Source organism: Escherichia sp. E3659 (assembly GCF_005781135.1).
Taxonomy (GTDB): domain Bacteria; phylum Pseudomonadota; class Gammaproteobacteria; order Enterobacterales; family Enterobacteriaceae; genus Escherichia.
In genome coordinates, this window is the sequence record NZ_VATQ01000008.1 from 150996 (window position 1) to 176926 (window position 25931).

25 protein-coding genes and 1 tRNA gene are annotated in these 25931 nt (G+C 53.0%); 21 read left to right on the plus strand and 5 right to left on the minus strand.

Features of this window, described 5'->3' with window-relative positions; translation table 11 throughout:
- Positions 1–9 precede the first annotated feature (9 nt).
- Positions 10–2682 (minus strand): phosphotransferase RcsD, encoded by a 2673-nt coding sequence (gene rcsD / locus FEK47_RS08875; protein WP_130217062.1) that lies wholly within the window; start codon positions 2680–2682, stop codon positions 10–12.
- A gap of 736 nt (positions 2683–3418) precedes the next feature.
- On the opposite strand from rcsD, the gene ompC reads away from it, so the two are divergent.
- The 6 genes from ompC to mqo all read left to right on the plus strand — a co-directional run bounded on the left by ompC (position 3419) and on the right by mqo (position 11060).
- Positions 3419–4522, plus strand: a complete 1104-nt coding sequence (gene ompC, locus FEK47_RS08880) for a porin OmpC (RefSeq protein ID WP_130207146.1) — start codon at positions 3419–3421, stop codon at positions 4520–4522.
- A gap of 111 nt (positions 4523–4633) precedes the next feature.
- The gene (gene apbE / locus FEK47_RS08885; protein WP_138183165.1) at positions 4634–5689 is read left to right on the plus strand and encodes an FAD:protein FMN transferase ApbE; all 1056 of its coding nucleotides are present in this window, start codon (positions 4634–4636) and stop codon (positions 5687–5689) included.
- Positions 5690–5762: 73 nt separating this feature from the next.
- A complete protein-coding gene (gene ada / locus FEK47_RS08890) occupies positions 5763–6827 on the plus strand; it encodes a bifunctional DNA-binding transcriptional regulator/O6-methylguanine-DNA methyltransferase Ada (protein WP_135487510.1) in 1065 nt (354 codons plus the stop codon).
- Positions 6827–7477 (plus strand): DNA oxidative demethylase AlkB, encoded by a 651-nt coding sequence (alkB, locus tag FEK47_RS08895; RefSeq protein WP_135487511.1) that lies wholly within the window; start codon positions 6827–6829, stop codon positions 7475–7477. Before ada ends, alkB begins: the two co-directional genes overlap by 1 nt.
- Before the next feature lie 75 nt (positions 7478–7552).
- Positions 7553–9196 (plus strand): microcin J25 efflux ABC transporter YojI, encoded by a 1644-nt coding sequence (yojI, locus tag FEK47_RS08900; protein ID WP_135404816.1) that lies wholly within the window; start codon positions 7553–7555, stop codon positions 9194–9196.
- 217 nt (positions 9197–9413) lie between these two features.
- On the plus strand, positions 9414–11060 hold the full coding sequence (mqo, locus tag FEK47_RS08905) for a malate dehydrogenase (quinone) (RefSeq protein ID WP_135487512.1): 1647 nt from the start codon (positions 9414–9416) through the stop codon (positions 11058–11060).
- A 480-nt stretch (positions 11061–11540) separates the two neighbouring features.
- Here mqo and eco read toward each other — a convergent pair whose 3' ends face one another.
- Positions 11541–12029: a serine protease inhibitor ecotin gene (gene eco, locus FEK47_RS08910; protein WP_000849212.1), complete on the minus strand. Its 489-nt coding sequence runs from the start codon at positions 12027–12029 to the stop codon at positions 11541–11543.
- A 132-nt stretch (positions 12030–12161) separates the two neighbouring features.
- On the minus strand, positions 12162–12326 hold the full coding sequence (locus FEK47_RS25665) for a hypothetical protein (protein WP_276606556.1): 165 nt from the start codon (positions 12324–12326) through the stop codon (positions 12162–12164).
- A 108-nt stretch (positions 12327–12434) separates the two neighbouring features.
- Between FEK47_RS25665 and napF the strand changes: the two genes are divergently transcribed.
- Genes napF through ccmH form a run of 15 tightly spaced genes read left to right on the plus strand, consistent with a single transcriptional unit; the run spans position 12435 to position 24576 of the window.
- A complete protein-coding gene (napF, locus tag FEK47_RS08915) occupies positions 12435–12929 on the plus strand; it encodes a ferredoxin-type protein NapF (protein WP_135487513.1) in 495 nt (164 codons plus the stop codon).
- Complete coding sequence (gene napD / locus FEK47_RS08920; RefSeq protein ID WP_000557378.1) at positions 12919–13182, plus strand: chaperone NapD; 264 nt, start codon at positions 12919–12921, stop codon at positions 13180–13182. Before napF ends, napD begins: the two co-directional genes overlap by 11 nt.
- On the plus strand, positions 13179–15665 hold the full coding sequence (napA, locus tag FEK47_RS08925; RefSeq protein WP_135487514.1) for a periplasmic nitrate reductase subunit alpha: 2487 nt from the start codon (positions 13179–13181) through the stop codon (positions 15663–15665). The genes napD and napA overlap by 4 nt, the downstream gene beginning before the upstream one ends.
- Before the next feature lie 6 nt (positions 15666–15671).
- Complete coding sequence (gene napG, locus FEK47_RS08930; protein ID WP_000091291.1) at positions 15672–16367, plus strand: ferredoxin-type protein NapG; 696 nt, start codon at positions 15672–15674, stop codon at positions 16365–16367.
- On the plus strand, positions 16354–17217 hold the full coding sequence (napH, locus tag FEK47_RS08935; RefSeq protein WP_135487515.1) for a quinol dehydrogenase ferredoxin subunit NapH: 864 nt from the start codon (positions 16354–16356) through the stop codon (positions 17215–17217). The genes napG and napH overlap by 14 nt, the downstream gene beginning before the upstream one ends.
- Positions 17214–17663, plus strand: a complete 450-nt coding sequence (gene napB / locus FEK47_RS08940; protein ID WP_000835174.1) for a nitrate reductase cytochrome c-type subunit — start codon at positions 17214–17216, stop codon at positions 17661–17663. The genes napH and napB overlap by 4 nt, the downstream gene beginning before the upstream one ends.
- A 9-nt stretch (positions 17664–17672) precedes the next feature.
- Positions 17673–18275, plus strand: a complete 603-nt coding sequence (napC, locus tag FEK47_RS08945) for a cytochrome c-type protein NapC (protein WP_130207128.1) — start codon at positions 17673–17675, stop codon at positions 18273–18275.
- 14 nt (positions 18276–18289) lie between these two features.
- Complete coding sequence (gene ccmA, locus FEK47_RS08950; protein ID WP_240727847.1) at positions 18290–18913, plus strand: cytochrome c biogenesis heme-transporting ATPase CcmA; 624 nt, start codon at positions 18290–18292, stop codon at positions 18911–18913.
- Positions 18910–19572 (plus strand): heme exporter protein CcmB, encoded by a 663-nt coding sequence (gene ccmB / locus FEK47_RS08955; RefSeq protein WP_135487516.1) that lies wholly within the window; start codon positions 18910–18912, stop codon positions 19570–19572. Before ccmA ends, ccmB begins: the two co-directional genes overlap by 4 nt.
- Positions 19573–19613: 41 nt before the next feature.
- Positions 19614–20351, plus strand: coding sequence for a heme exporter protein CcmC (ccmC, locus tag FEK47_RS08960; protein ID WP_001295447.1), 738 nt, complete (start codon positions 19614–19616; stop codon positions 20349–20351).
- Positions 20348–20557: a heme exporter protein CcmD gene (ccmD, locus tag FEK47_RS08965; RefSeq protein WP_130217080.1), complete on the plus strand. Its 210-nt coding sequence runs from the start codon at positions 20348–20350 to the stop codon at positions 20555–20557. The genes ccmC and ccmD overlap by 4 nt, the downstream gene beginning before the upstream one ends.
- Positions 20554–21033, plus strand: coding sequence for a cytochrome c maturation protein CcmE (gene ccmE / locus FEK47_RS08970; RefSeq protein ID WP_130221898.1), 480 nt, complete (start codon positions 20554–20556; stop codon positions 21031–21033). Before ccmD ends, ccmE begins: the two co-directional genes overlap by 4 nt.
- Positions 21030–22973, plus strand: a complete 1944-nt coding sequence (gene ccmF / locus FEK47_RS08975) for a cytochrome c-type biogenesis heme lyase CcmF (protein ID WP_135487517.1) — start codon at positions 21030–21032, stop codon at positions 22971–22973. The genes ccmE and ccmF overlap by 4 nt, the downstream gene beginning before the upstream one ends.
- Positions 22970–23527: a thiol:disulfide interchange protein DsbE gene (gene dsbE / locus FEK47_RS08980; protein WP_135487518.1), complete on the plus strand. Its 558-nt coding sequence runs from the start codon at positions 22970–22972 to the stop codon at positions 23525–23527. The genes ccmF and dsbE overlap by 4 nt, the downstream gene beginning before the upstream one ends.
- The gene (gene ccmH, locus FEK47_RS08985) at positions 23524–24576 is read left to right on the plus strand and encodes a cytochrome c-type biogenesis thiol:disulfide oxidoreductase CcmH (RefSeq protein ID WP_135487519.1); all 1053 of its coding nucleotides are present in this window, start codon (positions 23524–23526) and stop codon (positions 24574–24576) included. Before dsbE ends, ccmH begins: the two co-directional genes overlap by 4 nt.
- Before the next feature lie 390 nt (positions 24577–24966).
- Here ccmH and narP read toward each other — a convergent pair whose 3' ends face one another.
- Positions 24967–25614 carry a nitrate/nitrite response regulator protein NarP gene (gene narP, locus FEK47_RS08990; RefSeq protein ID WP_064526779.1) on the minus strand — a complete coding sequence of 216 codons (648 nt, stop codon included), beginning with the start codon at positions 25612–25614 and terminating at the stop codon, positions 24967–24969.
- Positions 25615–25797: 183 nt separating this feature from the next.
- Positions 25798–25874: transfer RNA gene (locus FEK47_RS08995), tRNA-Pro, on the minus strand.
- Positions 25875–25931: the final 57 nt, after the last annotated feature.

Genomic DNA, 25931 nt, shown 5'->3' on the forward strand with positions numbered 1-25931 from the left:
GCTACCTTGCTACAGCAAGCTCTTGACATAGCTGTCAATGTCGCTGATGTATTTTTCTATTCCTGGGACATCCTTCTCGCGAATGAGATGTTCCAGCGTTTCACATAACTGCTTGCCGGGTACCAGATTAAGCATGGCAAACACGCCTTTCAGACGATGAGCCGTTTGGGCTAACGCAGCAAAGTCACTGGTTGCTGCCTCAGTATATAGCCTCTTAACATCATCCGGTACTGTGTCTACAAAGAGCGCATAATAGCCGCTGGCATGGAGTTGTGCATTTTCATCTCCGCCCAGAGGCGATTCTGTCACCTCTTCCTGCGCTAGTTGCACTTCGATCAATTGTAAGACCGCTTCCTGCATAGCGTTGCTCATATTGAAGTTGACGCACAATTGACCAGGTCCAATTTCCCGTACGCCAGACTCATCATCGCTTAAAAGCAAGCCAGAGGCAGTAAGATTAGACGGATTATCCGTTAAAAAGATATCATAATCTTGACTAATTAATCTTTCATCCGGTGTGATGCAGGTTGCCCCCCAATTTTCTAACTGGCGAGTGACAATATTCCGAATTTCTGCGGAAGTTATGTCCATCATCACGCTAACATCATCCAGTAAACGCTCTTCTTCCTCTTCTACTTCCGGTTCCGCAGTAGGCATTTTGATATGCACGGAATAACGTGTACCAAGCTCGTCGCGCGTTTTGATGTTTAAATGACCGCCTAGCTTACGCGCCAGTTGATCGCTCAACCAGAATGCTAACGGATCCGCCTTACCGTAGCGATCGCTTTGGGTCTGGTTGATGAACGGGAAGTGCAAATTATCCATTTCATGAATACTTATGCCATCTCCGGTGTCCAGAATGCGGAAAGTCAGACGTTCTTCGGAAGATTCGTCCTGGTCAACCTCAAGGGTAATTTTCCCCATTTGCGTTGAGGTGACAGCATATTGCATCAGTAACAGCAAAATACGGCGTAGGGCATCGCGATCGCCACAGCGCATATCGTGTGCTTTTAGATGATTGTTAATCAATAACTGCAAACCTTTACGCTTGATGGCTGGCAACACGGAAGGCACGACTTCATCAATTAAATCCTGCACGGAGAAAAGTTCGCTCTCGCTTTTCCAGCTATCGTCGGCAAGCATATTGGCTAACTGGATTTCATCGACCAGGCGCACCAGCACATCAGCCTGATTCGCCAGTTGTTTGCTTTCCGGTGTGTTGAGTTTGGCTGCGCTTGCCGCCAGGGAGCGTGCAGGTTCTTTTAGTGCATCGCCAATATTTTTCATAAAGGCCATCCGGCCTTGCTGATTTTTCTCGTACAGACGCTGCGCCTGCTTGAGTTTCTTGTTCACCAGTACTTCGCGATCTTGATCGCGAATAATGAAGATTTGTGTACGCGGCGCGACCTGGCTGCGGAACATACGAATCTCATACAGTTCGTTATTGATCGTCGCCTGAATGATGCCCTGATGCTGCTCTGCCATAGTGGTGATGTTTTGCAGATTCAAATGCGGCAGCAGGTGGTCGGCAATTTTGTTGCTTATTACTGTGCGATTCGATTCCTGATCGTGAACCAGCAGGCCGAGTGGCAGCAGTGACACGATCTCTTCATTGATGGCCCGCAAAACGCGCAGTTCATTGTTCACTGCCGTGCTGGGTACGCTTTCGGTAGTGCGGCCAGAGAAATGGCGGAAGGTGGTATAGCCAAACAGCGCCAGCGCCAGCAAACCGATGTTCAGCAGCAGCGGCAGGAGAATGTTTTGCAACGTATCCAGCAGCAATGTGCCATAAGGAACCTGCCAGACCAGACGCATATCCGTGGAGTTTAGCGCCGAAGAGATTTCAATCTTCGAACTATTAAAGTGGATACTGACGCTATCCGTGGCTTCTTTCTCATTATTATTGGTTCCCGCAGCTGTCGCGTCTGGCTCCAGACGGAAACTATCCAGCGGCATCCCCGGCGGGATCAAATCATTAATAGGCAGATCAAAAGCGACTACCGTCGCCAGATGCCCCGGCTGGTTAAAGGTGGTGCGCAGGGTAAAATAATGGCCGTTCTGCCAGGCCAGGCGGCGCAGGTTAGAAAAACTTTCGCGTTCATCCAGGGCGTTGGCCTGTTGCAACATCTCTGCGCGACGAGAATCAACAATGTCACTGACGGTCGACTCTTTAAATCCCGAGGTGAGATCTTTGAGCGGTAGGGTGGAGATCAAAACCAGGCTGTTATCCTGACCGTTCAGATAGTACATCGACCAGGGGACATTCTCTGCGCCCCATAATGTGTCCAGGTAAGTGGACATTCTTTGGGTCATTTCAAGCGTTGAGTTGTCGTGGGAACCAAAGATCAGGGCTTCCGTTTTGCGGCGCGGTTTTTCCAGATAATAGACATCCTGTTTCAGGCGCGTCTCCTGCAACCCTTCGCTGGAGGTGGTAGAGGCCGTCGCGGCAATGTTGTCGTAGATTTGCCAGGTCACATAACGCCATGTATCGACGCGCTTTTGTATGGCATGGGTAATATCAACGATTTGGTAGCTTTTATCTTTCAGCCAGGCGTTAACGGCGCTTTGTACCATTACACCCATCGTCACCAGTAACACGATGATCAGCAGTAAAAAGAAGCGGGTAATGCTCCCCGGTAGGAGTGAAAAGCGGGTCGTGGCCGTTGTCTCTTTCTGACGCATTCGTGTTTATGACCTGTTAAAACTTCGCAAAGTGATAGGGCAGTATAAAGGGTACAGTGTGAAATTCCAGACTCTTACCTGATTGATGTTAAGGCATTAGCCGACGATATTTCACATTTTGCGCTGCGGTAAATAAATGTACAAATGCGTTGTTAATGTACAAATAACCCACAGGCGTGAAGAAAATTATCAGGAAAATAGCGCAGATAGATTTTGTCGGTAATTGTTGTCGTTTTTTACGAAATAGTTAACGATTGTTATAATTTTGCTGCGGTAGCACAGGAAAATAAAAGATGTGTAAAGAAGGGTAAAAAAAACCGGATGCGATGCATCCGGTCGAAATAGGGGTAAACAGACATTCAGAAATGAATGACGGTAATAAATAAAGTTAATGATGATAGCGAGACATATTTTAGTTGCGAGTGAAGAATTTGTTTTAACATTCAGTGCGGTCAAAGACTTAAGATTAAGTTATTGTTTTAAAGGTCGAAATAATCTTACTTGATGTTTAGTGCGTTATTTGCTCAACCATTAGAATTTGAAAAAGTTCCATCATATTTACATTTTGAAATACCTATGTGGATATTTGAAACATCTTAAAAGTTTTAGTATCATATTCGTGTTGGATTATTCTGCATTTTTGGGGAGAATGGACCTGCCGACTGATTAATGAGGGTTAATCAGTATGCAGTGGCATAAAAAAGCAAATAAAGGCATATAACAGAGGGTTAATAACATGAAAGTTAAAGTACTGTCCCTCCTGGTCCCAGCTCTGCTGGTAGCAGGCGCAGCAAATGCTGCTGAAGTTTACAACAAAGACGGCAACAAATTAGATCTGTACGGTAAAGTTGACGGCCTGCACTATTTCTCTGACGACAAGTCTGTAGATGGCGACCAGACCTACATGCGTCTTGGCTTCAAAGGTGAAACTCAGGTTACTGACCAGCTGACCGGTTACGGCCAGTGGGAATATCAGATCCAGGGCAACGCTCCGGAAAGCGAAAACAACTCCTGGACCCGTGTGGCATTTGCTGGTCTGAAATTCCAGGACATCGGTTCTTTCGACTACGGTCGTAACTACGGCGTTGTTTACGACGTAACTTCCTGGACCGACGTACTGCCAGAATTCGGTGGCGACACCTACGGTTCTGACAACTTCATGCAGCAGCGTGGTAACGGCTTCGCGACCTACCGTAACACCGACTTCTTCGGTCTGGTTGACGGCCTGAACTTTGCAGTTCAGTACCAGGGCAAAAACGGTAGCGTAAGCGGCGAAGGCATGACCAACAACGGTCGTGGCGCTCTGCGTCAGAACGGCGACGGTGTCGGCGGTTCTATCACTTATGATTACGAAGGCTTCGGTATCGGTGCTGCAGTTTCCAGCTCCAAACGTACTGATGATCAGAACAGCATTGCTTACATCGGTAACGGCGACCGTGCTGAAACTTACACTGGTGGTCTGAAATACGACGCTAACAACATCTACCTGGCTGCTCAGTACACCCAGACCTACAACGCAACTCGCGTAGGTTCCCTGGGTTGGGCGAACAAAGCACAGAACTTCGAAGCTGTTGCTCAGTACCAGTTCGACTTCGGTCTGCGTCCGTCTGTAGCATACCTGCAGTCTAAAGGTAAAAACCTGGGTGTCGTTGCTGGTCGTAACTACGACGACGAAGATATCCTGAAATATGTTGATGTTGGTGCTACCTACTACTTCAACAAAAACATGTCCACCTACGTTGACTACAAAATCAACCTGCTGGACGACAACCAGTTCACCCGCGCTGCTGGCATCAACACTGATGACATCGTAGCTCTGGGTCTGGTTTACCAGTTCTAATCTCGATTTATATCGAACAAAGGGCCTGCGGGCCCTTTTTTCATTGTTTTCAGCGTACAAACGCAGTCTTTTGGTGTACTCTTGCGACCGTTCGCATGAGGATAATCACGTATGGAAATGAACTTTACCCGTGTGGCATTGCTGGCTGCCGCGCTCTTGTTTGTTGGTTGCGATCAAAAACCACAACCCGCCAAACCCAACGCTCCTGAAGTTACCGTTCTTGAAGGCAAAACCATGGGAACCTTCTGGCGTGCCAGCGTCCCGGGCATTGACGCCAAACGCAGTGCCGAGCTCAAAGAGAAGATTCAGATCCAGCTGGACGCTGACGATCAGCTGCTTTCGACCTATAAAAAAGACTCCGCGCTGATGCGCTTTAACGACTCGCAAAGCCTGACACCGTGGCCGGTAAATGAAGCGATGGCGGATATCGTCACTACCTCGCTACGTATTGGCGCAAAGACCGATGGCGCGATGGATATTACCGTCGGGCCACTGGTGAATTTGTGGGGCTTTGGCCCGGAACAACAACCGGTACAAATTCCGAGCCAGGAACAGATTGATGCAATGAAAGCCAAAACCGGCTTGCAGCACCTGACGGTCATCAATCAGTATCATCAGCAGTACCTGCAAAAAGATCTTCCGGATTTATATGTCGATCTCTCCACCGTCGGCGAAGGCTATGCAGCCGATCATCTGGCACGCTTAATGGAGCAGGAAGGTATTTCCCGCTATCTGGTGTCGGTGGGGGGCGCGCTGAACAGCCGTGGTATGAACGGTGAAGGCCAACCGTGGCGAGTGGCGATTCAAAAACCAACCGATAAAGAAAACGCAGTTCAGGCGGTGGTGGATATCAACGGCCACGGTATCAGCACCTCAGGCAGCTACCGCAACTATTACGAACTGGACGGCGAACGCCTTTCCCATGTTATCGATCCGCAAACCGGACGACCTATCGAACATAATCTGGTGTCCGTGACGGTGATTGCTCCGACGGCGCTGGAAGCCGACGCCTGGGATACAGGTCTGATGGTGCTCGGGCCAGAGAAAGCCAAAGAAGTCGTTCGCCGGGAAGGGCTGGCGGTTTATATGATCACCAAAGAAGGTGATAGTTTTAAAACCTGGATGTCGCCGCAGTTTAAAAGCTTCCTGGTGAGCGAAAAAAATTAAAGCGCAAGATTGTTGGTTTTTGCGTGATGGTGACCGGGCAGACTAAAGGCTATCCTTAACCAGGGAGCTGATTATGAAAAACGCCACACGCTTAACTGACGATCAACGCTGGCAATCCGTCTTAGCCCGCGACCCACACGCCGACGGCGAATTTGTTTTCGCCGTGCGTACCACGGGGATCTTTTGCCGCCCGTCTTGCCGAGCCAGACATGCCTTGCGGGAAAACGTCTCCTTCTACGCAAATGCCAGTGAGGCACTTGCCGCCGGATTTCGCCCCTGCAAACGCTGCCAACCTGATAAAGCCAACGCCCAGCAGCATCGGTTGGATAAAATCACCCACGCGTGTCGACTGCTGGAACAGGAAACACCTGTAACGCTGGAAGCCTTAGCCGACCAGGTGGCGATGAGTCCATTCCATCTGCATCGTTTATTTAAAGCCACCACCGGAATGACGCCAAAAGCCTGGCAACAGGCCTGGCGCGCTCGTCGCTTGCGCGAATCGCTGGCGAAAGGGGAGAGCGTCACCCAGGCGATTCTGAACGCTGGATTCCCCGACGGCAGCAGTTACTACCGCAAAGCTGACGAAACGTTGGGCATGACGGCCAAACAGTTTCGTCACGGTGGCGAAAACCTGGCGGTGCGTTATGCGCTGGCCGATTGTGAACTGGGGCGTTGCCTGGTGGCGGAAAGCGAGCGGGGGATTTGCGCGATTCTGCTGGGCGACGATGACGGGACGTTGATTAGCGAACTCTGTCAGATGTTTCCTGCCGCTGACAACGCGCCGGCGGATCCGATATTTCAGCAACATATACGTGAGGTTATCGCCAGCCTCAATAACCGCGATACGCCGCTGACGTTACCGCTGGATATTCGCGGCACCGCTTTTCAGCAACAAGTCTGGCAGGCGCTACGCACTATACCTTGTGGTGAAACGGTGAGTTACCAGCAATTGGCGAACGCGATTGGCAAACCGAAAGCCGTTCGCGCCGTAGCCAGCGCCTGTGCCGCCAATAGATTAGCTATTATTATCCCTTGTCATCGGGTAGTACGCGGTGATGGCACACTTTCTGGTTACCGCTGGGGCGTGTCGCGCAAAGCGCACTTGCTGCGCCGCGAAGCTGAACATGAGGAGAGGTAATGTTGGATCTGTTTGCTGATGCTGAACCGTGGCACGAATCGCTGGCTTCCGGCGCGGTGATTTTGCGCCGTTTTGCTTTTAACGTAGCGGAACAACTGATGCACGATCTCAGTGGCATTGCCAGCCAGTCGCCGTTTCGCCAGATGGTCACTCCTGGCGGATATACCATGTCGGTGGCGATGACCAACTGCGGGCATCTGGGCTGGACGACCCATCGGCAAGGTTATCTCTATTCGCCCATTGATCCGCAAACAAATCAACCATGGCCCGCCATGCCGCAGAGTTTTCATAATTTATGTCAACGTGCGGCTACGGCGGCGGGCTATCCAGATTTCCAGCCTGACGCTTGCCTTATCAACCGCTACGCCCCGGGCGCGAAACTGTCGCTGCATCAGGATAAAGATGAACCGGATTTGCGCGCGCCGATTGTTTCTGTTTCTCTGGGCTTACCCGCGATTTTTCAATTTGGCGGCCTGAAACGAAATGATCCGCTCACACGTTTGTTGCTGGAACATGGCGATGTGGTGGTGTGGGGCGGTGAATCACGGCTGTTTTATCACGGTATTCAACCACTAAAAGCTGGGTTTCATCCACTCACCGCCGACTGCCGCTACAACCTGACCTTCCGTCAGGCAGGTAAAAAAGAATAAAAATAAGAATTATTATTGCTGTGTGCGCGGAGATGTTTAAACTGCGGGCTGTAATTCATTGTCCGGGTTTTCTGCATGGAACTTCTTGTACTTGTCTGGCGGCAGTATCGCTGGCCATTTATCAGTGTGATGGCGCTAAGCCTCGCCAGTGCGGCTTTAGGCATTGGCTTAATTGCTTTTATCAATCAGCGCCTTATCGAAACGGCGGATACCAGTCTGCTGGTGTTGCCGGAGTTTCTGGGATTATTGCTGCTGTTGATGGCAGTCACTCTCGGATCGCAACTGGCACTTACTACGCTGGGCCATCACTTCGTTTACCGACTGCGTAGCGAATTTATTAAGCGGATACTGGATACCCACGTCGAGCGTATCGAACAACTTGGTAGCGCCTCGTTGCTGGCGGGGTTAACCAGCGATGTGCGCAATATCACCATTGCTTTTGTACGTCTGCCGGAACTGGTGCAGGGGATCATTCTCACTATCGGTTCAGCGGCGTATCTCTGGATGTTGTCGGGCAAAATGTTGCTGGTAACGGCTATCTGGATGGCAGTCACCATCTGGGGTGGTTTTGTACTGGTGGCGCGGGTGTACAAACATATGGCGACCCTGCGTGAAACCGAAGACAAGCTGTACACGGATTTTCAAACCGTACTCGAAGGGCGCAAAGAGCTGACTCTGAACCGGGAACGCGCCGAGTATGTGTTTAACAACCTCTACATCCCCGATGCGCAAGAGTATCGCCACCATATTATCCGCGCAGACACCTTCCATCTTAGCGCCGTGAACTGGTCAAACATCATGATGCTGGGCGCAATCGGCCTGGTGTTCTGGATGGCGAACAGTCTCGGTTGGGCTGATACCAACGTTGCCGCGACCTATTCGTTGACGTTGTTATTCCTGCGTACGCCGCTGCTTTCGGCGGTTGGCGCATTACCGACGCTGCTGACGGCGCAGGTGGCGTTTAACAAGCTGAACAAATTCGCGCTCGCACCTTTCAAAGCGGAGTTTCCGCGTCCGCAGGCGTTTCCCAACTGGCAAACGCTTGAGCTGCGTAATGTTACGTTTAGCTATCAGGATAACGCGTTTTCCGTTGGGCCGATTAACCTCACCATTAAACGTGGCGAACTGCTGTTTCTGATTGGTGGCAATGGTAGCGGCAAATCGACGCTGGCGATGTTGCTGACGGGGTTGTATCAGCCGCAAAATGGCGAAATCTTGCTGGATGGCAAACCTGTCAGCGGTGAGAAACCGGAAGATTATCGCAAACTGTTTTCGGCGGTGTTTACCGATGTCTGGCTGTTTGATCAACTGCTGGGGCCGGAAGGTAAACCTGCTAACCCGCAACTGGTTGAGAAGTGGCTGGCGCAGCTGAAAATGGGTCATAAGCTTGAGTTAAGTAACGGGCGTATTGTTAACCTGAAGTTATCGAAAGGGCAGAAAAAGCGCGTGGCGCTGTTGCTGGCTCTGGCAGAAGAACGCGATATTATTCTGCTGGATGAATGGGCGGCGGATCAGGATCCACATTTCCGCCGTGAGTTTTATCAGGTGCTGCTGCCGCTGATGCAGGAGATGGGGAAAACTATTTTCGCCATCAGTCATGATGACCATTACTTTATCCACGCCGACCGCCTGCTGGAAATGCGCAACGGGCAACTTAGCGAGCTGACGGGCGCAGAGCGCGATGCTGCTTCTCGTGATGCCGTTGCCCGGACGGCATAATATTACGACGCTGACCTGGCGGACTGCTGCCGCCAGGTCAATATTCTAAAAATCCCTTCATTTCTAATAACCCTATAATTAATCAACGAAATTATAATGTTTCTAAAATTAGAATATAATTTATAAACATTATTTAAATGTTGTTACTTAAGTGTTACCGTTGATGCCGCGCAAATCTCACCTGCAATAAAGCGACTAAAAGTAAGGCATTAACAAGATGAAAAAAGTGACTGCCATGCTCTTCTCGATGGCCGTGGGGCTTAATGCCGTTTCGATGGCGGCAAAAGCGAAAGCGTCCGAGGAGCAGGAAACTGATGTACTGTTGATTGGCGGCGGCATTATGAGCGCCACGTTGGGGACCTATTTACGGGAGCTGGAGCCTGAATGGTCGATGACCATGGTGGAGCGCCTGGAAGGTGTTGCGCAGGAGAGTTCGAACGGCTGGAACAACGCCGGAACCGGGCATTCTGCGTTGATGGAGCTGAACTACACCCCGCAAAACGCCGATGGTAGCATCAGTATCGAAAAAGCAGTCGCCATTAACGAAGCATTCCAGATTTCCCGCCAGTTCTGGGCGCACCAGGTCGAGCGCGGCGTGCTGCGTACCCCGCGCTCATTTATTAACACCGTTCCGCACATGAGCTTTGTCTGGGGCGAGGATAACGTCAACTTCCTGCGCGCCCGTTACGCGGCCTTGCAACAAAGTTCGTTGTTCCGCGGTATGCGTTACTCTGAAGATCACGCGCAGATCAAAGAGTGGGCACCGTTAGTGATGGAAGGGCGCGATCCGCAACAGAAAGTGGCAGCCACGCGTACGGAAATTGGTACCGATGTGAACTACGGCGAGATCACCCGCCAGTTAATTGCTTCCTTGCAGAAAAAATCTAACTTCTCTCTGCAACTCAGTAGCGAAGTCCGTGGCCTCAAACGTAATGACGACAACACCTGGACCGTCACCATTGCCGATCTGAAAAATGGCACTGTACAGAACATCCGCGCGAAATTTGTCTTTATCGGCGCGGGCGGTGCGGCGCTGAAGCTTTTGCAAGAATCCGGTATCCCGGAAGCGAAAGAGTACGCAGGTTTCCCGGTGGGCGGACAGTTCCTTGTCTCGGAAAACCCTGACGTGGTTAACCATCATCTGGCGAAGGTCTACGGTAAAGCCTCCGTGGGTGCACCGCCGATGTCGGTTCCGCATATTGACACCCGAGTTCTGGATGGTAAACGCGTGGTGCTTTTCGGGCCATTTGCTACTTTCTCAACCAAATTCCTCAAAAACGGTTCGCTGTGGGATCTGATGAGTTCCACCACAACGTCAAACGTGATGCCGATGATGCACGTTGGGCTGGATAATTTCGATCTGGTGAAATATCTGGTGAGTCAGGTGATGTTGAGTGAAGAGGATCGTTTTGCAGCGTTGAAAGAGTACTATCCGCAGGCGAAAAAAGAGGACTGGCGTTTGTGGCAAGCGGGGCAGCGCGTACAGATTATCAAGCGTGATGCCGAGAAAGGTGGCGTACTGCGTCTGGGAACAGAAGTGGTCAGTGACCAGCAAGGAACCATTGCTGCGCTGCTGGGGGCATCGCCAGGGGCGTCAACCGCTGCGCCGATTATGTTGGATCTGCTGGAAAAAGTATTTGGCGATCGCGTTTCCAGCCCGCAATGGCAGGCGACGTTGAAAGCGATCGTTCCGTCCTATGGACGTAAGCTGAATGGTGATGTGGCGGCAACAGAACGTGAGTTGCAGTACACCAGCGAAGTGCTGGGGCTGAAATACGACAAGCCGCAGGCGGCAGACAGTACGCCGAAACCGCAGTTGAAACCGCAACCCGTTCAAAAAGAAGTCGCGGATATTGCATTGTAATGATGTGCCACATCCGGCATGGTATGCCGGATGTGGCGTAGGCCTGATAAGACGCGTCAGCGTCGCATCAGGCAACCGGCTCGGGCGTTGGATGTCGGTGCGGTGTAACCGCCTTATCCGACCTGGCGGTTGCAGCACTTAACCGCGGCGTAGGCCTGATAAGACGCGCCAGCGTCGCATCAGGCAACCGGCTCGGACGTTAGATGCCGGATGCGGCGTAACCGTCTTATCCGACCTGGCGGTTGCAGCACTTCACCGCGGCGTAGGCCTGATAAGACGCGTCAGCGTCGCATCAGGCAACCGGCTCGGACGTTGGATGTCGGATGCGGCGTAACCGCCTTATCCGACCTGGCGGTTGCAGCACTTCACCGCGGCGTAGGCCTGATAAGACGCGTCAGCGTCGCATCAGGCACCGGCTCGGACGTTAGATGCCGGATGCGGTGTAACCGCCTTATCCGACCGACGGTCGGTACGCTGTGTTTAGCGAACTACCGCGTTGTCAATCTTCTCTTCCGCCTTCCAGATGCGGTACTTCACATCTACATTGTCTGGCGTATACACCACGATCGGCAGCTTGCTGTTGTAACGCAGCATTCCGGCATCGCCCAGATACGCGGTGACAAATTTCTTCTCTTTTTTGCCATCCGGGCAGGCCATCATCGTGGAAACCGGGGAGCTAACTTTATCAAAGACATAATAATCATAGCCCCAGCCTTCCAGTGTTTTGCTTTCCAGTTTCCCGCCGAGACGATGCAGATTGCAGTCAACTTCCAGCGTCTGACCGATTAACAGTTCTACTTTCAGGGTAGATTCATCTTCTTGCGGGGTTAACTGAATCACCTGACGCTTCATCCCTTTTTCAGCTTGCGGATAAGGGGCGATTTTTTCCAGTGGCTGGACGCTTTCTGCCGCCCAGGCTGAAGTTGTGGCGAAAGCGGCAAACAATACTGCAGGTAGAATGGTCTTCATTTTTGCTTTCCTTCTTCATTTATAGGTTTTCACCGATGATGTCGCTGAAGGTTAACATATTCATCAGATTTATTAATTTGCTTTATGAATAATGCATAGAATATTCAGACAACTTTACCTTATCTTTTGGAGTTATATGCTGATGGATGGCGAAGCCTGGAGAAATATCTTTGGTGAATTTATCGCTATGTAAAATTGTTTATAACCGGTTGAAATGTGAATAAAAGCCCATTTTTTCCAGCCTTCCCGCCACTCTTTTGATCCTGCTACAGGTTTTACCCCGATCGGGGTATGCATCTTTGACACATCCTTTAATATCTTAGCGCCTATAAAAATGGCTTATTAATTACGCGGTTTCTTTGGTCGCTCTCAATTTTCAGAGCGCGTTAATGATGGAAGGTCAATGTGAAGATTGATGCATCCCGTCGGGGCATACTCACTGGTCGCTGGCGCAAAGCCAGTAACGGTATCCGTCCGCCCTGGTCCGGTGATGAATCTCATTTTCTGACCCATTGCACCCGCTGCGATGCCTGTATTAATGCTTGTGAAAACAACATTCTGCAACGCGGCGCGGGTGGCTATCCGAGCGTTAATTTCAAAAATAACGAGTGCAGCTTCTGTTACGCCTGCGCGCAGGCTTGCCCCGAATCGCTATTTTCTCCGCGCCACACCAGGGCCTGGGATTTGCAGTTCACTATTGGGGACGCGTGCCTGGCGTATCAGTCAGTTGAATGCCGCCGCTGTCAGGATAGCTGTGAGCCAATGGCAATTATCTTTCGCCCGACGCTCTCCGGGATCTACCAGCCGCAACTTAATAGCCAATTTTGCAACGGATGTGGAGCATGTGCAGCCAGTTGTCCGGTATCAGCCATAACTGCGGAGTATCTCCATGCACACTAACTGGCAAGTTTGCAGCCTGGTCGTGCAGGCCAAAAGCGAACGAATTTCAGACATCAGCACTCAACTGAACGCCTTTCCCGGCTGTGAAGTTGCTGTCAGCGACGCGCCGAGCGGTCAGTTGATTGTGGTGGTGGAAGCAGAAGACAGCGAAACGCTGATCCAAACCATTGAGTCAGTACGCAACGTAGAGGGCGTGCTGGCGGTGTCGCTGGTTTATCACCAGCAGGAAGAGCAAGGTGAGGAAACACCATGAAACTCAGTCGTCGTAGCTTTATGAAAGCTAACGCCGTTGCGGCCGCTGCGGCGGCTGCCGGTCTCAGCGTGCCGGGCGTTGCCCGCGCCGTTGTTGGTCAGCAGGAAGCCATTAAATGGGATAAAGCGCCGTGCCGTTTCTGCGGTACCGGTTGCGGCGTTCTGGTCGGAACGCAAGCAGGGCGTGTGGTGGCCTGTCAGGGCGACCCGGATGCACCGGTTAACCGTGGTCTGAACTGCATTAAGGGCTATTTCCTGCCCAAAATCATGTACGGTAAAGACCGTTTGACGCAGCCGCTTCTGCGTATGAAAAACGGTAAATATGACAAAGAAGGCGAATTTACCCCAATCACCTGGGATCAGGCCTTCGATGTGATGGAAGAGAAATTCAAAACCGCCCTGAAAGAAAAAGGGCCGGAATCGATCGGTATGTTCGGTTCTGGTCAGTGGACTATCTGGGAAGGTTATGCCGCGTCCAAGCTGTTTAAAGCGGGCTTCCGCTCGAACAACATCGACCCGAACGCGCGTCACTGTATGGCGTCGGCAGTAGTTGGCTTTATGCGTACCTTTGGTATGGATGAGCCGATGGGCTGCTATGACGATATCGAACAGGCTGACGCGTTTGTGCTGTGGGGCGCGAACATGGCGGAGATGCACCCGATTCTCTGGTCGCGCATCACTAACCGTCGTCTCTCTAACCAGAACGTCACCGTGGCGGTGCTTTCTACCTACCAGCATCGTAGCTTCGAGCTGGCGGATAACGGCATCATCTTTACGCCGCAATCTGACCTGGTGATCCTGAACTACATCGCCAACTATATCATTCAAAACAATGCGATAAATCAGGACTTCTTCAGCAAGCACGTTAACCTGCGCAAAGGGGCGACGGACATCGGCTACGGTTTACGTCCGACCCATCCGCTGGAAAAAGCAGCGAAGAATCCGGGTTCTGACGCCTCCGAACCGATGAGCTTCGAAGATTACAAAGCCTTCGTTGCCGAATATACGCTGGAAAAAACCGCTGAAATGACCGGCGTGCCGAAAGACCAGTTAGAACAACTGGCGCAGCTGTATGCCGATCCGAACAAGAAAGTCATCTCCTACTGGACGATGGGCTTCAACCAGCATACCCGTGGCGTGTGGGCCAACAACCTGGTCTACAACCTGCACCTGCTGACCGGCAAAATCTCCCAGCCGGGTTGCGGTCCGTTCTCCCTGACCGGGCAGCCTTCCGCGTGTGGTACTGCGCGTGAAGTGGGCACCTTTGCTCACCGTCTGCCTGCGGACATGGTGGTGACTAACGAGAAACACCGTGATATCTGCGAGAAAAAGTGGAATATCCCGAGCGGCACCATTCCGGCGAAAATCGGTCTGCACGCGGTGGCACAAGACCGTGCGCTGAAAGACGGCAAGCTGAATGTTTACTGGACCATGTGTACCAACAACATGCAGGCCGGGCCGAACATTAATGAAGAGCGTATGCCGGGCTGGCGCGATCCGCGCAACTTCATCATCGTCTCCGATCCGTATCCGACAGTCAGTGCGCTGGCCGCCGACTTGATCCTGCCGACCGCAATGTGGGTAGAGAAAGAGGGTGCTTACGGTAACGCCGAACGCCGTACTCAGTTCTGGCGTCAGCAGGTGCAGGCACCAGGCGAAGCGAAATCGGATCTCTGGCAGTTAGTCCAGTTCTCCCGCCGCTTCAAAACCGAAGAAGTATGGCCGGAAGAGCTGCTGGCGAAGAAACCGGAACTGCGTGGCAAAACGCTGTACGAAGTTCTGTATGCCACCCCCGAAGTGAGCAAATTCCCGGTATCCGAACTGGCGGAAGATCAGCTGAACGATGAATCCCGCGAGCTGGGCTTCTATCTGCAAAAAGGGCTGTTCGAAGAGTACGCATGGTTTGGTCGCGGTCACGGTCACGATCTCGCGCCGTTCGATGACTACCACAAAGCGCGCGGTCTGCGCTGGCCGGTGGTGAACGGTAAAGAAACGCAGTGGCGTTACAGTGAAGGTAACGACCCGTACGTGAAAGCGGGCGAAGGCTATAAGTTCTACGGTAAACCGGATGGCAAAGCGGTGATCTTCGCGCTGCCGTTCGAACCGGCGGCGGAAGCACCGGATGAAGAGTACGACCTGTGGCTCTCTACCGGACGCGTTCTGGAGCACTGGCACACCGGCAGTATGACTCGCCGTGTACCGGAACTGCACCGCGCCTTCCCGGAAGCGGTCCTGTTTATTCACCCGCTGGATGCGAAAGCGCGCGATCTGCGTCGTGGCGACAAAGTGAAAGTGGTTTCTCGCCGTGGCGAAGTGATCTCGATTGTCGAAACGCGCGGTCGTAACCGTCCGCCGCAGGGCCTGGTGTATATGCCGTTCTTCGATGCCGCACAGCTGGTAAACAAACTGACGCTGGATGCGACCGATCCGCTCTCGAAAGAGACGGACTTCAAGAAGTGCGCGGTCAAACTGGAGAAGGTGTAAGCCATTATGTCCCGGTCAGCGAAACCTCAAAATGGTCGCCGCCGCTTTCTGCGCGATGTCGTTCGCACAGCAGGCGGGCTGGCTGCCGTGGGTGTGGCGCTGGGGTTACAACAGCAAACCGCACGCGCATCTGGCGTGCGGTTGCGCCCGCCCGGAGCCATAAACGAGAACGCCTTTGCCAGTGCCTGTGTGCGTTGCGGTCAGTGTGTTCAGGCTTGCCCTTACGACACCTTAAAACTGGCGACGCTGGCTTCTGGCCTGTCGGCGGGCACGCCATATTTTGTCGCGCGGGATATTCCTTGCGAAATGTGTGAGGACATTCCGTGCGCCAAAGTGTGCCCGAGCGGCGCGCTGGATCGTGAGATCGAATCGATCGACGACGCGCGGATGGGGCTGGCGGTGTTGGTGGACCAGGAAAACTGTCTCAACTTTCAGGGGCTGCGCTGTGATGTTTGTTATCGCGAATGCCCGAAAATTGATGAGGCAATCACCCTGGAGCTGGAGCGCAACACGCGTACCGGTAAGCACGCCCGTTTTCTGCCGACGGTTCACAGCGACGCCTGTACCGGCTGCGGTAAGTGCGAAAAGGTGTGTGTGCTGGAACAACCGGCAATCAAAGTGTTACCGCTGTCACTGGCGAAAGGGGAGTTAGGTCACCATTACCGCTTCGGCTGGCTGGAGGGGAACAATGGCAAATCGTAAACGTGACGCCGGGCGCGAGGCGCTGGCGAAGAAAGGCTGGTGGCGCAGTCACCGTTGGCTGGTGTTGCGTCGCCTTTGTCAGTTCTTCGTGCTGGGAATGTTTTTGAGCGGCCCGTGGTTTGGTGTGTGGATCTTGCATGGCAACTACAGCAGTAGCCTGTTATTCGACACCGTTCCGCTGACCGATCCGCTGATGACGCTGCAAAGCCTTGCCAGCGGTCATCTGCCTGCCACGGTGGCGCTGGTCGGTGCGGTGATTATCACCGTGCTCTACGCCCTGGCAGGAAAGCGATTATTTTGCAGCTGGGTCTGCCCGCTGAACCCAATTACCGATTTAGCAAACTGGTTACGCAGACGATTTGATCTCAATCAGTCTGCGACGATCCCTCGCCACATTCGCTACGTGCTGTTGGTGGTCATTCTGGTGGGATCCGCCTTAACTGGCACGCTCATCTGGGAATGGATCAACCCCGTATCTCTGATGGGGCGTAGCCTGGTAATGGGATTCGGCAGCGGCGCGCTGCTTATTCTCGCGCTGTTTTTATTTGATCTACTGGTCGTTGAACACGGCTGGTGCGGGCATATTTGTCCGGTCGGCGCGCTGTATGGCGTGTTGGGTAGCAAAGGTGTAATTACCGTTGCGGCCACCGATCGACAGAAATGTAACCGCTGTATGGATTGTTTTCATGTTTGCCCGGAACCGCATGTGCTACGTGCCCCGGTGCTGGATGAACAAAGCCCGGTGCAGGTCACCAGCCGCGATTGCATGACGTGCGGTCGCTGCGTGGATGTCTGTTCTGAGGATGTATTTACAATAACTACACGATGGAGTTCGGGAGCGAAATCATGAAAAGCCATGACCTGAAGAAAGCGCTGTGTCAATGGACGGCGATGCTGGCCCTGGTGGTGAGCGGCGCGGTTTGGGCGGCAAATGGCGTCGATTTTAGCCAGTCGCCGGAAGTATCCGGGACGCAGGAAGGGGCCATTCGGATGCCAAAAGAGCAGGATCGGATGCCGCTGAACTATGTGAATCAGCCGCCAATGATCCCGCATAGCGTTGAAGGTTATCAGGTAACGACCAATACCAACCGCTGCTTACAGTGCCACGGTGTTGAAAGCTATCGCACCACTGGCGCACCGCGCATCAGTCCTACTCACTTTATGGACAGCGACGGCAAAGTGGGCGCAGAAGTGGCTCCGCGTCGTTATTTCTGTCTGCAATGCCACGTGCCGCAGGCCGATACCGCGCCAATCGTGGGGAATACCTTTACCCCATCAAAAGGTTACGGGAAATAAGAGGTTATTATGGGAAATTCTGACCGTAAGCCTGGTCTGATTAAGCGCCTGTGGAAATGGTGGCGTACCCCCAGCCGTCTGGCGCTGGGGACGCTGCTGTTGATCGGCTTTGTCGGCGGCATCGTCTTCTGGGGCGGCTTTAACACCGGGATGGAAAAAGCTAACACTGAAGAGTTTTGCATTAGCTGCCACGAAATGCGCAACACGGTGTATCAGGAATACATGGATTCCGTGCATTACAACAACCGTAGCGGCGTTCGTGCGACCTGTCCGGATTGTCACGTTCCGCACGAGTTTGTGCCGAAAATGATACGCAAGCTCAAAGCAAGTAAAGAGCTGTATGGTAAAATTCTGGGCGTTATCGACACGCCGCAGAAATTCGAAGCTCATCGCCTGACTATGGCACAGAATGAGTGGCGGCGAATGAAGGACAACAACTCGCAGGAGTGCCGTAACTGTCACAACTTCGAGTTTATGGATTTAACCGCCCAGAAAGGTGTTGCCGCGAAGATGCACGATCAAGCGGTGAAAGATGGGCAAACCTGTATTGACTGCCATAAAGGGATCGCGCACAAGCTACCCGATATGCGCGAAGTTGAACCAGGTTTTTAACAGGATGTCATTGCGTGGGGATGCTTGAAGCCAGAGAATTGCTCTGCGAGCGGGATGAACGAACCTTGTTTAGTGGTTTGTCATTTACGCTGAACGCAGGAGAGTGGGTACAAATCACCGGCAGCAACGGTGCGGGGAAGACAACGCTTCTTCGTCTGCTGACTGGGTTGTCTCGCCCTGACGCCGGTGAGGTTCTCTGGCAAGGGCAGCCCTTGCATCAGGTACGCGACAGCTACCATCAAAACCTGTTATGGATAGGCCATCAGCCGGGGATTAAAACCCGGCTGACGGCGTTAGAAAATCTGCACTTTTATCATCGCGATGGCGATACCGCACAATGTCTGGAAGCTCTGGCGCAGGCCGGGCTTGCCGGATTCGAAGATATTCCGGTAAATCAACTTTCTGCCGGGCAACAACGCCGCGTCGCGCTGGCGCGATTATGGCTGACCCGCGCTACGTTGTGGATCCTCGACGAACCTTTTACCGCGATTGACGTCAACGGCGTCGATCGTCTGACCCAGCGTATGGCGCAGCATACGGAGCAGGGGGGAATTGTGATTCTGACTACCCACCAGCCGCTCAACGTTGCTGAAAGTAAAATCCGCCGCATTTCTCTGACGCATACAAGGGGCGCATGATGTTCTGGCGCATTTTCCGTCTTGAGCTGCGCGTGGCGTTTCGCCATAGCGCCGAAATCGCTAACCCGCTGTGGTTCTTCCTGATTGTTATTACCCTTTTTCCACTTAGTATCGGTCCGGAGCCGCAATTGCTGGCGAGGATTGCTCCGGGAATTATCTGGGTGGCGGCGCTGCTTTCCTCCTTGCTGGCGCTGGAGCGACTATTTCGTGACGATTTGCAGGACGGCAGTCTTGAACAACTGATGTTGTTGCCATTACCCTTGCCCGCCGTTGTGCTGGCGAAGGTGATGGCGCACTGGATGGTGACAGGTTTGCCCCTGCTCATTCTCTCACCACTGGTGGCATTGCTACTGGGAATGGACGTGTACGGTTGGCAAGTGATGGCGCTTACGCTGTTGTTGGGAACCCCCACGCTTGGCTTTCTTGGTGCGCCAAGCGTGGCGCTGACGGTCGGACTTAAGCGCGGTGGAGTGCTACTCAGCATTCTCGTGTTACCACTCACCATCCCCTTACTCATCTTTGCCACCGCTGCGATGGACGCGGCTTCGATGCATTTGCCCGTGGACGGGTATCTGGCAATTTTAGGCGCGTTGCTGGCTGGCACCGCGACATTAAGTCCTTTTGCGACGGCGGCAGCGTTACGAATCAGCATTCAATAACGCTGGATTACTGATTTTTGTTCGAGTCTGGTATCGAAACTATGTGGAAAACACTACATCAACTGGCGATCCCTCCACGGTTATATCAAATCTGTGGCTGGTTTATACCGTGGCTGGCAATCGCCAGTGTGGTCGTGCTCACCGTCGGCTGGATCTGGGGATTCGGCTTTGCTCCGGCTGATTATCAGCAAGGAAATAGCTATCGCATTATTTATCTACATGTGCCAGCGGCAATCTGGTCGATGGGTATTTATGCCTCGATGGCGGTAGCGGCGTTCATCGGTCTTGTCTGGCAGATGAAAATGGCTAACCTGGCGGTCGCGGCGATGGCGCCTATTGGCGCGGTATTTACTTTTATTGCCCTGGTTACCGGCTCCGCATGGGGAAAACCGATGTGGGGCACCTGGTGGGTGTGGGACGCGCGTCTGACTTCTGAACTGGTACTGCTGTTTCTGTATGTGGGTGTGATTGCCCTGTGGCACGCCTTCGACGACCGCCGTCTGGCGGGCCGTGCGGCAGGTATTCTGGTGCTAATTGGCGTGGTGAACCTGCCGATTATTCATTATTCCGTGGAGTGGTGGAACACCCTACATCAGGGATCAACGCGGATGCAGCAAAGTATCGATCCGGCAATGCGTTCGCCGCTGCGCTGGTCGATTTTTGGTTTCCTGCTGCTTTCTGCCACGCTGACGCTAATGCGGATGCGCAATTTGATTTTGCTGATGGAAAAACGCCGTCCGTGGGTGAGTGAACTGATACTGAAAAGAGGCCGTAAATGACCCCTGCATTTGCTTCCTGGAATGAATTTTTCGCAATGGGCGGTTACGCCTTTTTTGTCTGGCTGGCAGTGGTGATGACCGTTATTCCGCTGGTGGCTTTGGTCGTGCACTCGGTGATGCGGCATCGCGCAATTTTGCGTGGTGTGGCGCAACAGCGGGCGCGTGAGGCGCGGTTACGTGCCATGCAACAGCAGGAGGCCGCATGAATATTCGCCGTAAAAATCGTTTGTGGATTGCCTGCGCTGTGTTGGCAGGTTTGGCGCTGACCATCGGTCTGGTGCTGTATGCGCTGCGCTCTAATATCGATCTTTTCTATACACCGGGAGAAATTCTCTACGGTAAGCGTGAAACGCAGCAGATGCCGGAAGTCGGTCAGCGTCTGCGCGTGGGCGGGATGGTGATGCCGGGTAGCGTGCAGCGCGATCCTGACTCACTGAAAGTGACGTTTACCATTTACGATGCTGAAGGTTCAGTGGATGTCTCTTACGAAGGCATTTTGCCGGATCTGTTCCGTGAAGGGCAGGGCGTTGTGGTTCAGGGCGAGCTGGAAAAAGGCAATCATATCCTCGCTAAAGAAGTACTGGCGAAACACGACGAAAACTACACGCCGCCAGAAGTTGAAAAGGCGATGGATGCTAACCATCGTCGCCCGGCAAGTGCTTATAAGGATCCCGCATCATGATGCCAGAAATTGGTAACGGACTGCTGTGCCTGGCGTTAGGGATTGCACTTTTGCTGTCTGTTTATCCGCTATGGGGTGTGGCGCGTGGAGATGCGCGGATGATGACCTCCTCCCGGCTGTTTGCCTGGCTGCTGTTTATGTGCGTGGCTGGCGCGTTTCTGGTGCTGGTTAACGCCTTTGTGGTAAACGACTTCACCGTCACCTATGTCGCCAGTAACTCCAATACCCAGCTTCCGGTGTGGTATCGCGTGGCGGCCACGTGGGGGGCGCATGAAGGTTCGCTGCTGCTGTGGGTGCTGCTAATGAGCGGCTGGACGTTTGCGGTGGCGATTTTTAGCCAGCGTATTCCGCTGGATATTGTGGCGCGCGTACTGGCGGTAATGGGGATGGTCAGCGTCGGCTTTTTGCTGTTCATTCTCTTTACCTCTAACCCGTTCTCACGCACATTGCCGAACTTCCCGATTGAAGGGCGCGACCTTAACCCGTTGTTGCAGGATCCGGGGCTGATCTTCCATCCGCCTCTGCTTTATATGGGGTACGTTGGTTTCTCGGTGGCGTTTGCTTTTGCCATTGCTTCTTTGCTGAGTGGGCGTCTGGACAGCACTTATGCGCGTTTTACTCGTCCGTGGACGCTGGCAGCGTGGATCTTCCTGACGCTCGGCATCGTACTCGGTTCCGCGTGGGCCTATTACGAACTCGGCTGGGGCGGCTGGTGGTTCTGGGATCCGGTAGAAAACGCCTCGTTTATGCCATGGCTGGTGGGTACTGCGCTGATGCACTCACTGGCGGTCACTGAACAACGCGCCAGCTTCAAAGCGTGGACATTACTGCTGGCAATCAGTGCCTTCTCGTTGTGTCTGCTGGGGACTTTCCTCGTGCGCTCCGGCGTGCTGGTATCGGTACACGCGTTTGCGTCTGATCCGGCGCGCGGCATGTTTATTCTCGCCTTTATGGTACTGGTGATTGGTGGTTCGCTGCTGCTGTTTGCTGCCCGTGGACACAAAGTTCGCTCACGCGTAAACAATGCGCTGTGGTCGCGGGAATCTTTGCTGTTAGCGAACAACGTTTTGCTGGTCGCCGCGATGCTGGTGGTGTTGCTGGGGACGCTGCTGCCGCTGGTGCACAAGCAACTGGGACTGGGCAGTATTTCGATTGGCGAACCGTTCTTCAACACCATGTTTACCTGGCTGATGGTGCCGTTTGCGCTACTGCTTGGTGTCGGTCCACTGGTGCGCTGGGGGCGCGATCGCCCGCGTAAAATCCGCAATTTGTTGATTATCGCCTTCATCAGCACACTGGTGTTATCGCTGCTGTTGCCGTGGCTGTTCGAAAGCAAAGTTGTGGCGATGACGGTGCTCGGCCTGGCAATGGCCTGCTGGATTGCGGTGCTGGCAATTGCGGAAGCTGCGCTGCGTATTGCACGCGGCACGAAAACCACCTTCAGTTATTGGGGGATGGTGGCGGCTCACCTGGGGCTGGCGGTAACAATTGTTGGTATTGCCTTCAGCCAGAACTACAGCGTTGAGCGTGATGTGCGCATGAAGCCCGGCGATAGCGTCGATATTCATGAATATCGCTTCACTTTCCGTGATGTCAAAGAGGTGACTGGCCCGAACTGGCGCGGCGGTGTGGCGACTATCGGCGTAACGCGAGATGGCAAGCCGGAAACGGTGCTGTATGCGGAAAAACGTTATTACAACACTGCCGGGTCGATGATGACCGAAGCGGCGATTGACGGCGGCATCACTCGTGATCTGTACGCCGCGCTCGGTGAAGAGCTGGAAAACGGCGCGTGGGCTGTGCGTCTTTACTACAAACCGTTTGTTCGCTGGATTTGGGCGGGCGGGCTGATGATGGCGTTGGGCGGACTGCTGTGTCTGTTTGATCCTCGCTATCGTAAGCGCGTGAACCCGCAAAAAACTGCGCCGGAGGCTGTATGAAGCGCAAAGTATTGTTACTTCCTTTGATTATCTTCCTGGCGATTGCCGCGGCGCTGCTGTGGCAGCTGGCGCGTAATGCCGAAGGGGATGATCCGACCAATCTGGAATCGGCGCTCATTGGCAAGCCTGTGCCGAAATTTCGCCTCGAATCACTGGACAATCCGGGGCAGTTTTATCAGGCGGATGTGCTGACTCAGGGTAAACCGCTGCTGCTTAACGTTTGGGCGACCTGGTGTCCGACCTGCCGTGCGGAACATCAATATCTGAATCAGCTTTCTGCGCAGGGCATTCGCGTAGTTGGTATGAACTATAAAGACGATCGCCAGAAGGCAATCAGCTGGCTGAAAGAGCTGGGCAATCCTTACGCGCTAAGCCTGTTTGATGGCGACGGCATGTTAGGGCTGGATCTAGGCGTGTATGGCGCGCCAGAAACGTTCCTTATTGACGGCAACGGCATCATTCGCTATCGCCATGCGGGCGATCTCAACCCTCGCGTCTGGGAAGAAGAGATCAAGCCGCTGTGGGAGAAATACAGTAAGGAGGCCGCACAATGAGGTTTTTATTGGGCGTACTGATGCTGATGATCTCCGGTTCAGCGCTGGCGACCATCGATGTGTTGCAGTTTAAAGATGAAGCACAGGAACAACAGTTCCGTCAGCTCACTGAAGAACTGCGCTGCCCGAAATGCCAGAACAACAGCATTGCCGATTCCAACTCTATGATTGCCACCGACCTGCGCCAGAAAGTGTATGAACTGATGCAGGAAGGCAAAAGTAAGAAAGAGATTGTCGATTATATGGTGGCACGTTACGGCAACTTCGTTACTTACGATCCGCCGTTAACGCCGCTGACCGTGCTGCTGTGGGTGCTGCCAGTGGTGGCTATTGGTATCGGTGGTTGGGTTATTTATGCCCGCTCGCGGCGGCGTGTACGGCTGGCGGTGGAGGAGTTTCCTGAACAAAGCGTGCCGGAAGGTAAGCGTGCCGGATTTGCTGTTTACCTGCCGGGTATTGTTGTGGCATTGATTGTGGCAGGTGTCGGCTACTACCAGACTGGCAATTATCAGCAGGTAAAAATCTGGCAGCAGGCCACGGCGCAGGCTCCGGCATTGCTGGACAGGGCGCTGGATCCGAAAGCCGATCCGCTCAATGAAGAAGAGATGTCGCGCCTTGCACTGGGAATGCGTACTCAACTGCAAAAAAATCCGGGAGATATAGAAGGCTGGATTATGTTGGGCCGCGTTGGGATGGCGCTGGGTAACGCCAGTATTGCGACCGATGCATACGCTACTGCGTATCGCCTCGATCCGAAGAACAGTGATGCCGCACTCGGATACGCTGAAGCGTTGACACGTTCATCTGATCCCAGCGACAACCGCCTCGGCGGCGAACTGCTACGCCAGTTGGTGAGAACGGACCACAGCAATATTCGTGTGTTAAGTATGTATGCTTTTAATGCCTTTGAGCAGCAGCGATTTGGCGAAGCCGTTGCCGCGTGGGAGATGATGTTAAAAATGTTGCCTGCTAACGATACTCGCCGTGCGGTGATTGAACGCAGTATCGCGCAGGCGATGCAGCATTTATCACCACACGAAAGTAAATAAGAAGAAGCCCGATGGTGATGCCATCGGGGCCAGATTGATAACAAAGTGCGCTTTGTTTATGCCGGATGCGGCGTAAACGCCTTATCCGACCTACAAAATCGTGCGAATTCAATACATTGCTCGATCCGCGTAGGCCTGATAAGCGTAGCGCATCAGGCAGTGTTGCGTTTGTCATCAATATCAGCCCGATGGTGATGCCATCGGGGCCAGATTGATAACAAAGTGCGCTTTGTTTATGCCGGATGCGGCGTAAACGCTTTATCCGACCTACAAAATCGTGCGAATTCAATACATTGCTCGATCCGCGTAGGCCTGATAAGCGTAGCGCATCAGGCAGTGTTGCGTTTGTCATCAATATCAGCCCGATGGTAAATCCATCGGGCTATTTTTTTATTGCGCCCCGCGTTGTTGCAGGAACAGAATGGTGGCCGCCACGCGTGAGCGGACGTTGAGTTTACGCAGCAGATTGCGGATATGGACTTTTACCGTCTGCTCAGAAATATTCAGTACCGAAGCGATCTGCTTATTGGACAGTCCTTGTGCCAGTTCGTGCAGAACATCTAATTCACGCTCCGTTAGCACGCTGAAGGGGTCTTCTTCAGCGCCAAACATTTCACGCTCGCGTAAGTACTGACTGACGCGTTCACTAAAGACTTTGCTACCTTTTGCTCCGGCGCGAATCGCTTCCAGCAACACTTCCGGATCGCTATCTTTCAACAGATAACCGTCAGCGCCTGCGTCTATCAATGCAAAGATATCGCTGGAGGCATCTGAAACGGTCAGGATTATAATTTGCGCGGTAACGCCATCCCTGCGCAAGGCATTGAGGGTATCCAGGCCACTCATACCTTTCATATTGAGATCCAGCAAGATCACGTCGATATCCAGTCTATTCGCCAGATCGATAGCACTAGCGCCGTCGCCTGCTTCGGCGACCACTTCAAAGCCAGGGTCAAGCTCCAGTAACTGACGAACACCGCGTCGCATAAGTGGATGATCATCCACAATCAGCACCTGAAAAGGCGTTGCTTCAGGCATAGTAGTCTCCTGAGGTTTTATTAGAATCATTATGTTTGAGCGTAGCGTTGGTAACGCTACCAGGCGCGTGAATGTTACCCCATTTTATGTATGGGCATGTAGTGAAAACTGTAAGTGTGGGTAGAGGGGGATTGACGTAGATATAAAAAAACCAACCTTTGCGGTTGGTTTTCTTGGGATTTTTGGTCGGCACGAGAGGATTTGAACCTCCGACCCCCGACACCCCATGACGGTGCGCTACCAGGCTGCGCTACGTGCCGACTCGTGGCTGCTTATACTACCGTTTTCCACACCGATTGCAAGTAAGATATTTTGCT

Coding starts and splice junctions, on each gene's coding strand:
- napC (WP_130207128.1), top strand. CDS start 17,673: ATGGGAAATTCTGACCGTAAGCCTGGTCTGATTAAGCGCCTGTGGAAA.
- ccmC (WP_001295447.1), top strand. CDS start 19,614: ATGTGGAAAACACTACATCAACTGGCGATCCCTCCACGGTTATATCAA.
- rcsD (WP_130217062.1), bottom strand. CDS start 2,682: ATGCGTCAGAAAGAGACAACGGCCACGACCCGCTTTTCACTCCTACCG.
- napA (WP_135487514.1), top strand. CDS start 13,179: ATGAAACTCAGTCGTCGTAGCTTTATGAAAGCTAACGCCGTTGCGGCC.
- FEK47_RS25665 (WP_276606556.1), bottom strand. CDS start 12,326: ATGCATACCCCGATCGGGGTAAAACCTGTAGCAGGATCAAAAGAGTGG.
- narP (WP_064526779.1), bottom strand. CDS start 25,614: ATGCCTGAAGCAACGCCTTTTCAGGTGCTGATTGTGGATGATCATCCA.
- eco (WP_000849212.1), bottom strand. CDS start 12,029: ATGAAGACCATTCTACCTGCAGTATTGTTTGCCGCTTTCGCCACAACT.
- ccmE (WP_130221898.1), top strand. CDS start 20,554: ATGAATATTCGCCGTAAAAATCGTTTGTGGATTGCCTGCGCTGTGTTG.
- ccmF (WP_135487517.1), top strand. CDS start 21,030: ATGATGCCAGAAATTGGTAACGGACTGCTGTGCCTGGCGTTAGGGATT.
- alkB (WP_135487511.1), top strand. CDS start 6,827: ATGTTGGATCTGTTTGCTGATGCTGAACCGTGGCACGAATCGCTGGCT.
- napG (WP_000091291.1), top strand. CDS start 15,672: ATGTCCCGGTCAGCGAAACCTCAAAATGGTCGCCGCCGCTTTCTGCGC.
- ada (WP_135487510.1), top strand. CDS start 5,763: ATGAAAAACGCCACACGCTTAACTGACGATCAACGCTGGCAATCCGTC.
- mqo (WP_135487512.1), top strand. CDS start 9,414: ATGAAAAAAGTGACTGCCATGCTCTTCTCGATGGCCGTGGGGCTTAAT.
- ccmD (WP_130217080.1), top strand. CDS start 20,348: ATGACCCCTGCATTTGCTTCCTGGAATGAATTTTTCGCAATGGGCGGT.
- napB (WP_000835174.1), top strand. CDS start 17,214: ATGAAAAGCCATGACCTGAAGAAAGCGCTGTGTCAATGGACGGCGATG.
- ompC (WP_130207146.1), top strand. CDS start 3,419: ATGAAAGTTAAAGTACTGTCCCTCCTGGTCCCAGCTCTGCTGGTAGCA.
- ccmB (WP_135487516.1), top strand. CDS start 18,910: ATGATGTTCTGGCGCATTTTCCGTCTTGAGCTGCGCGTGGCGTTTCGC.
- napH (WP_135487515.1), top strand. CDS start 16,354: ATGGCAAATCGTAAACGTGACGCCGGGCGCGAGGCGCTGGCGAAGAAA.
- yojI (WP_135404816.1), top strand. CDS start 7,553: ATGGAACTTCTTGTACTTGTCTGGCGGCAGTATCGCTGGCCATTTATC.
- ccmH (WP_135487519.1), top strand. CDS start 23,524: ATGAGGTTTTTATTGGGCGTACTGATGCTGATGATCTCCGGTTCAGCG.
- dsbE (WP_135487518.1), top strand. CDS start 22,970: ATGAAGCGCAAAGTATTGTTACTTCCTTTGATTATCTTCCTGGCGATT.
- napD (WP_000557378.1), top strand. CDS start 12,919: ATGCACACTAACTGGCAAGTTTGCAGCCTGGTCGTGCAGGCCAAAAGC.
- apbE (WP_138183165.1), top strand. CDS start 4,634: ATGGAAATGAACTTTACCCGTGTGGCATTGCTGGCTGCCGCGCTCTTG.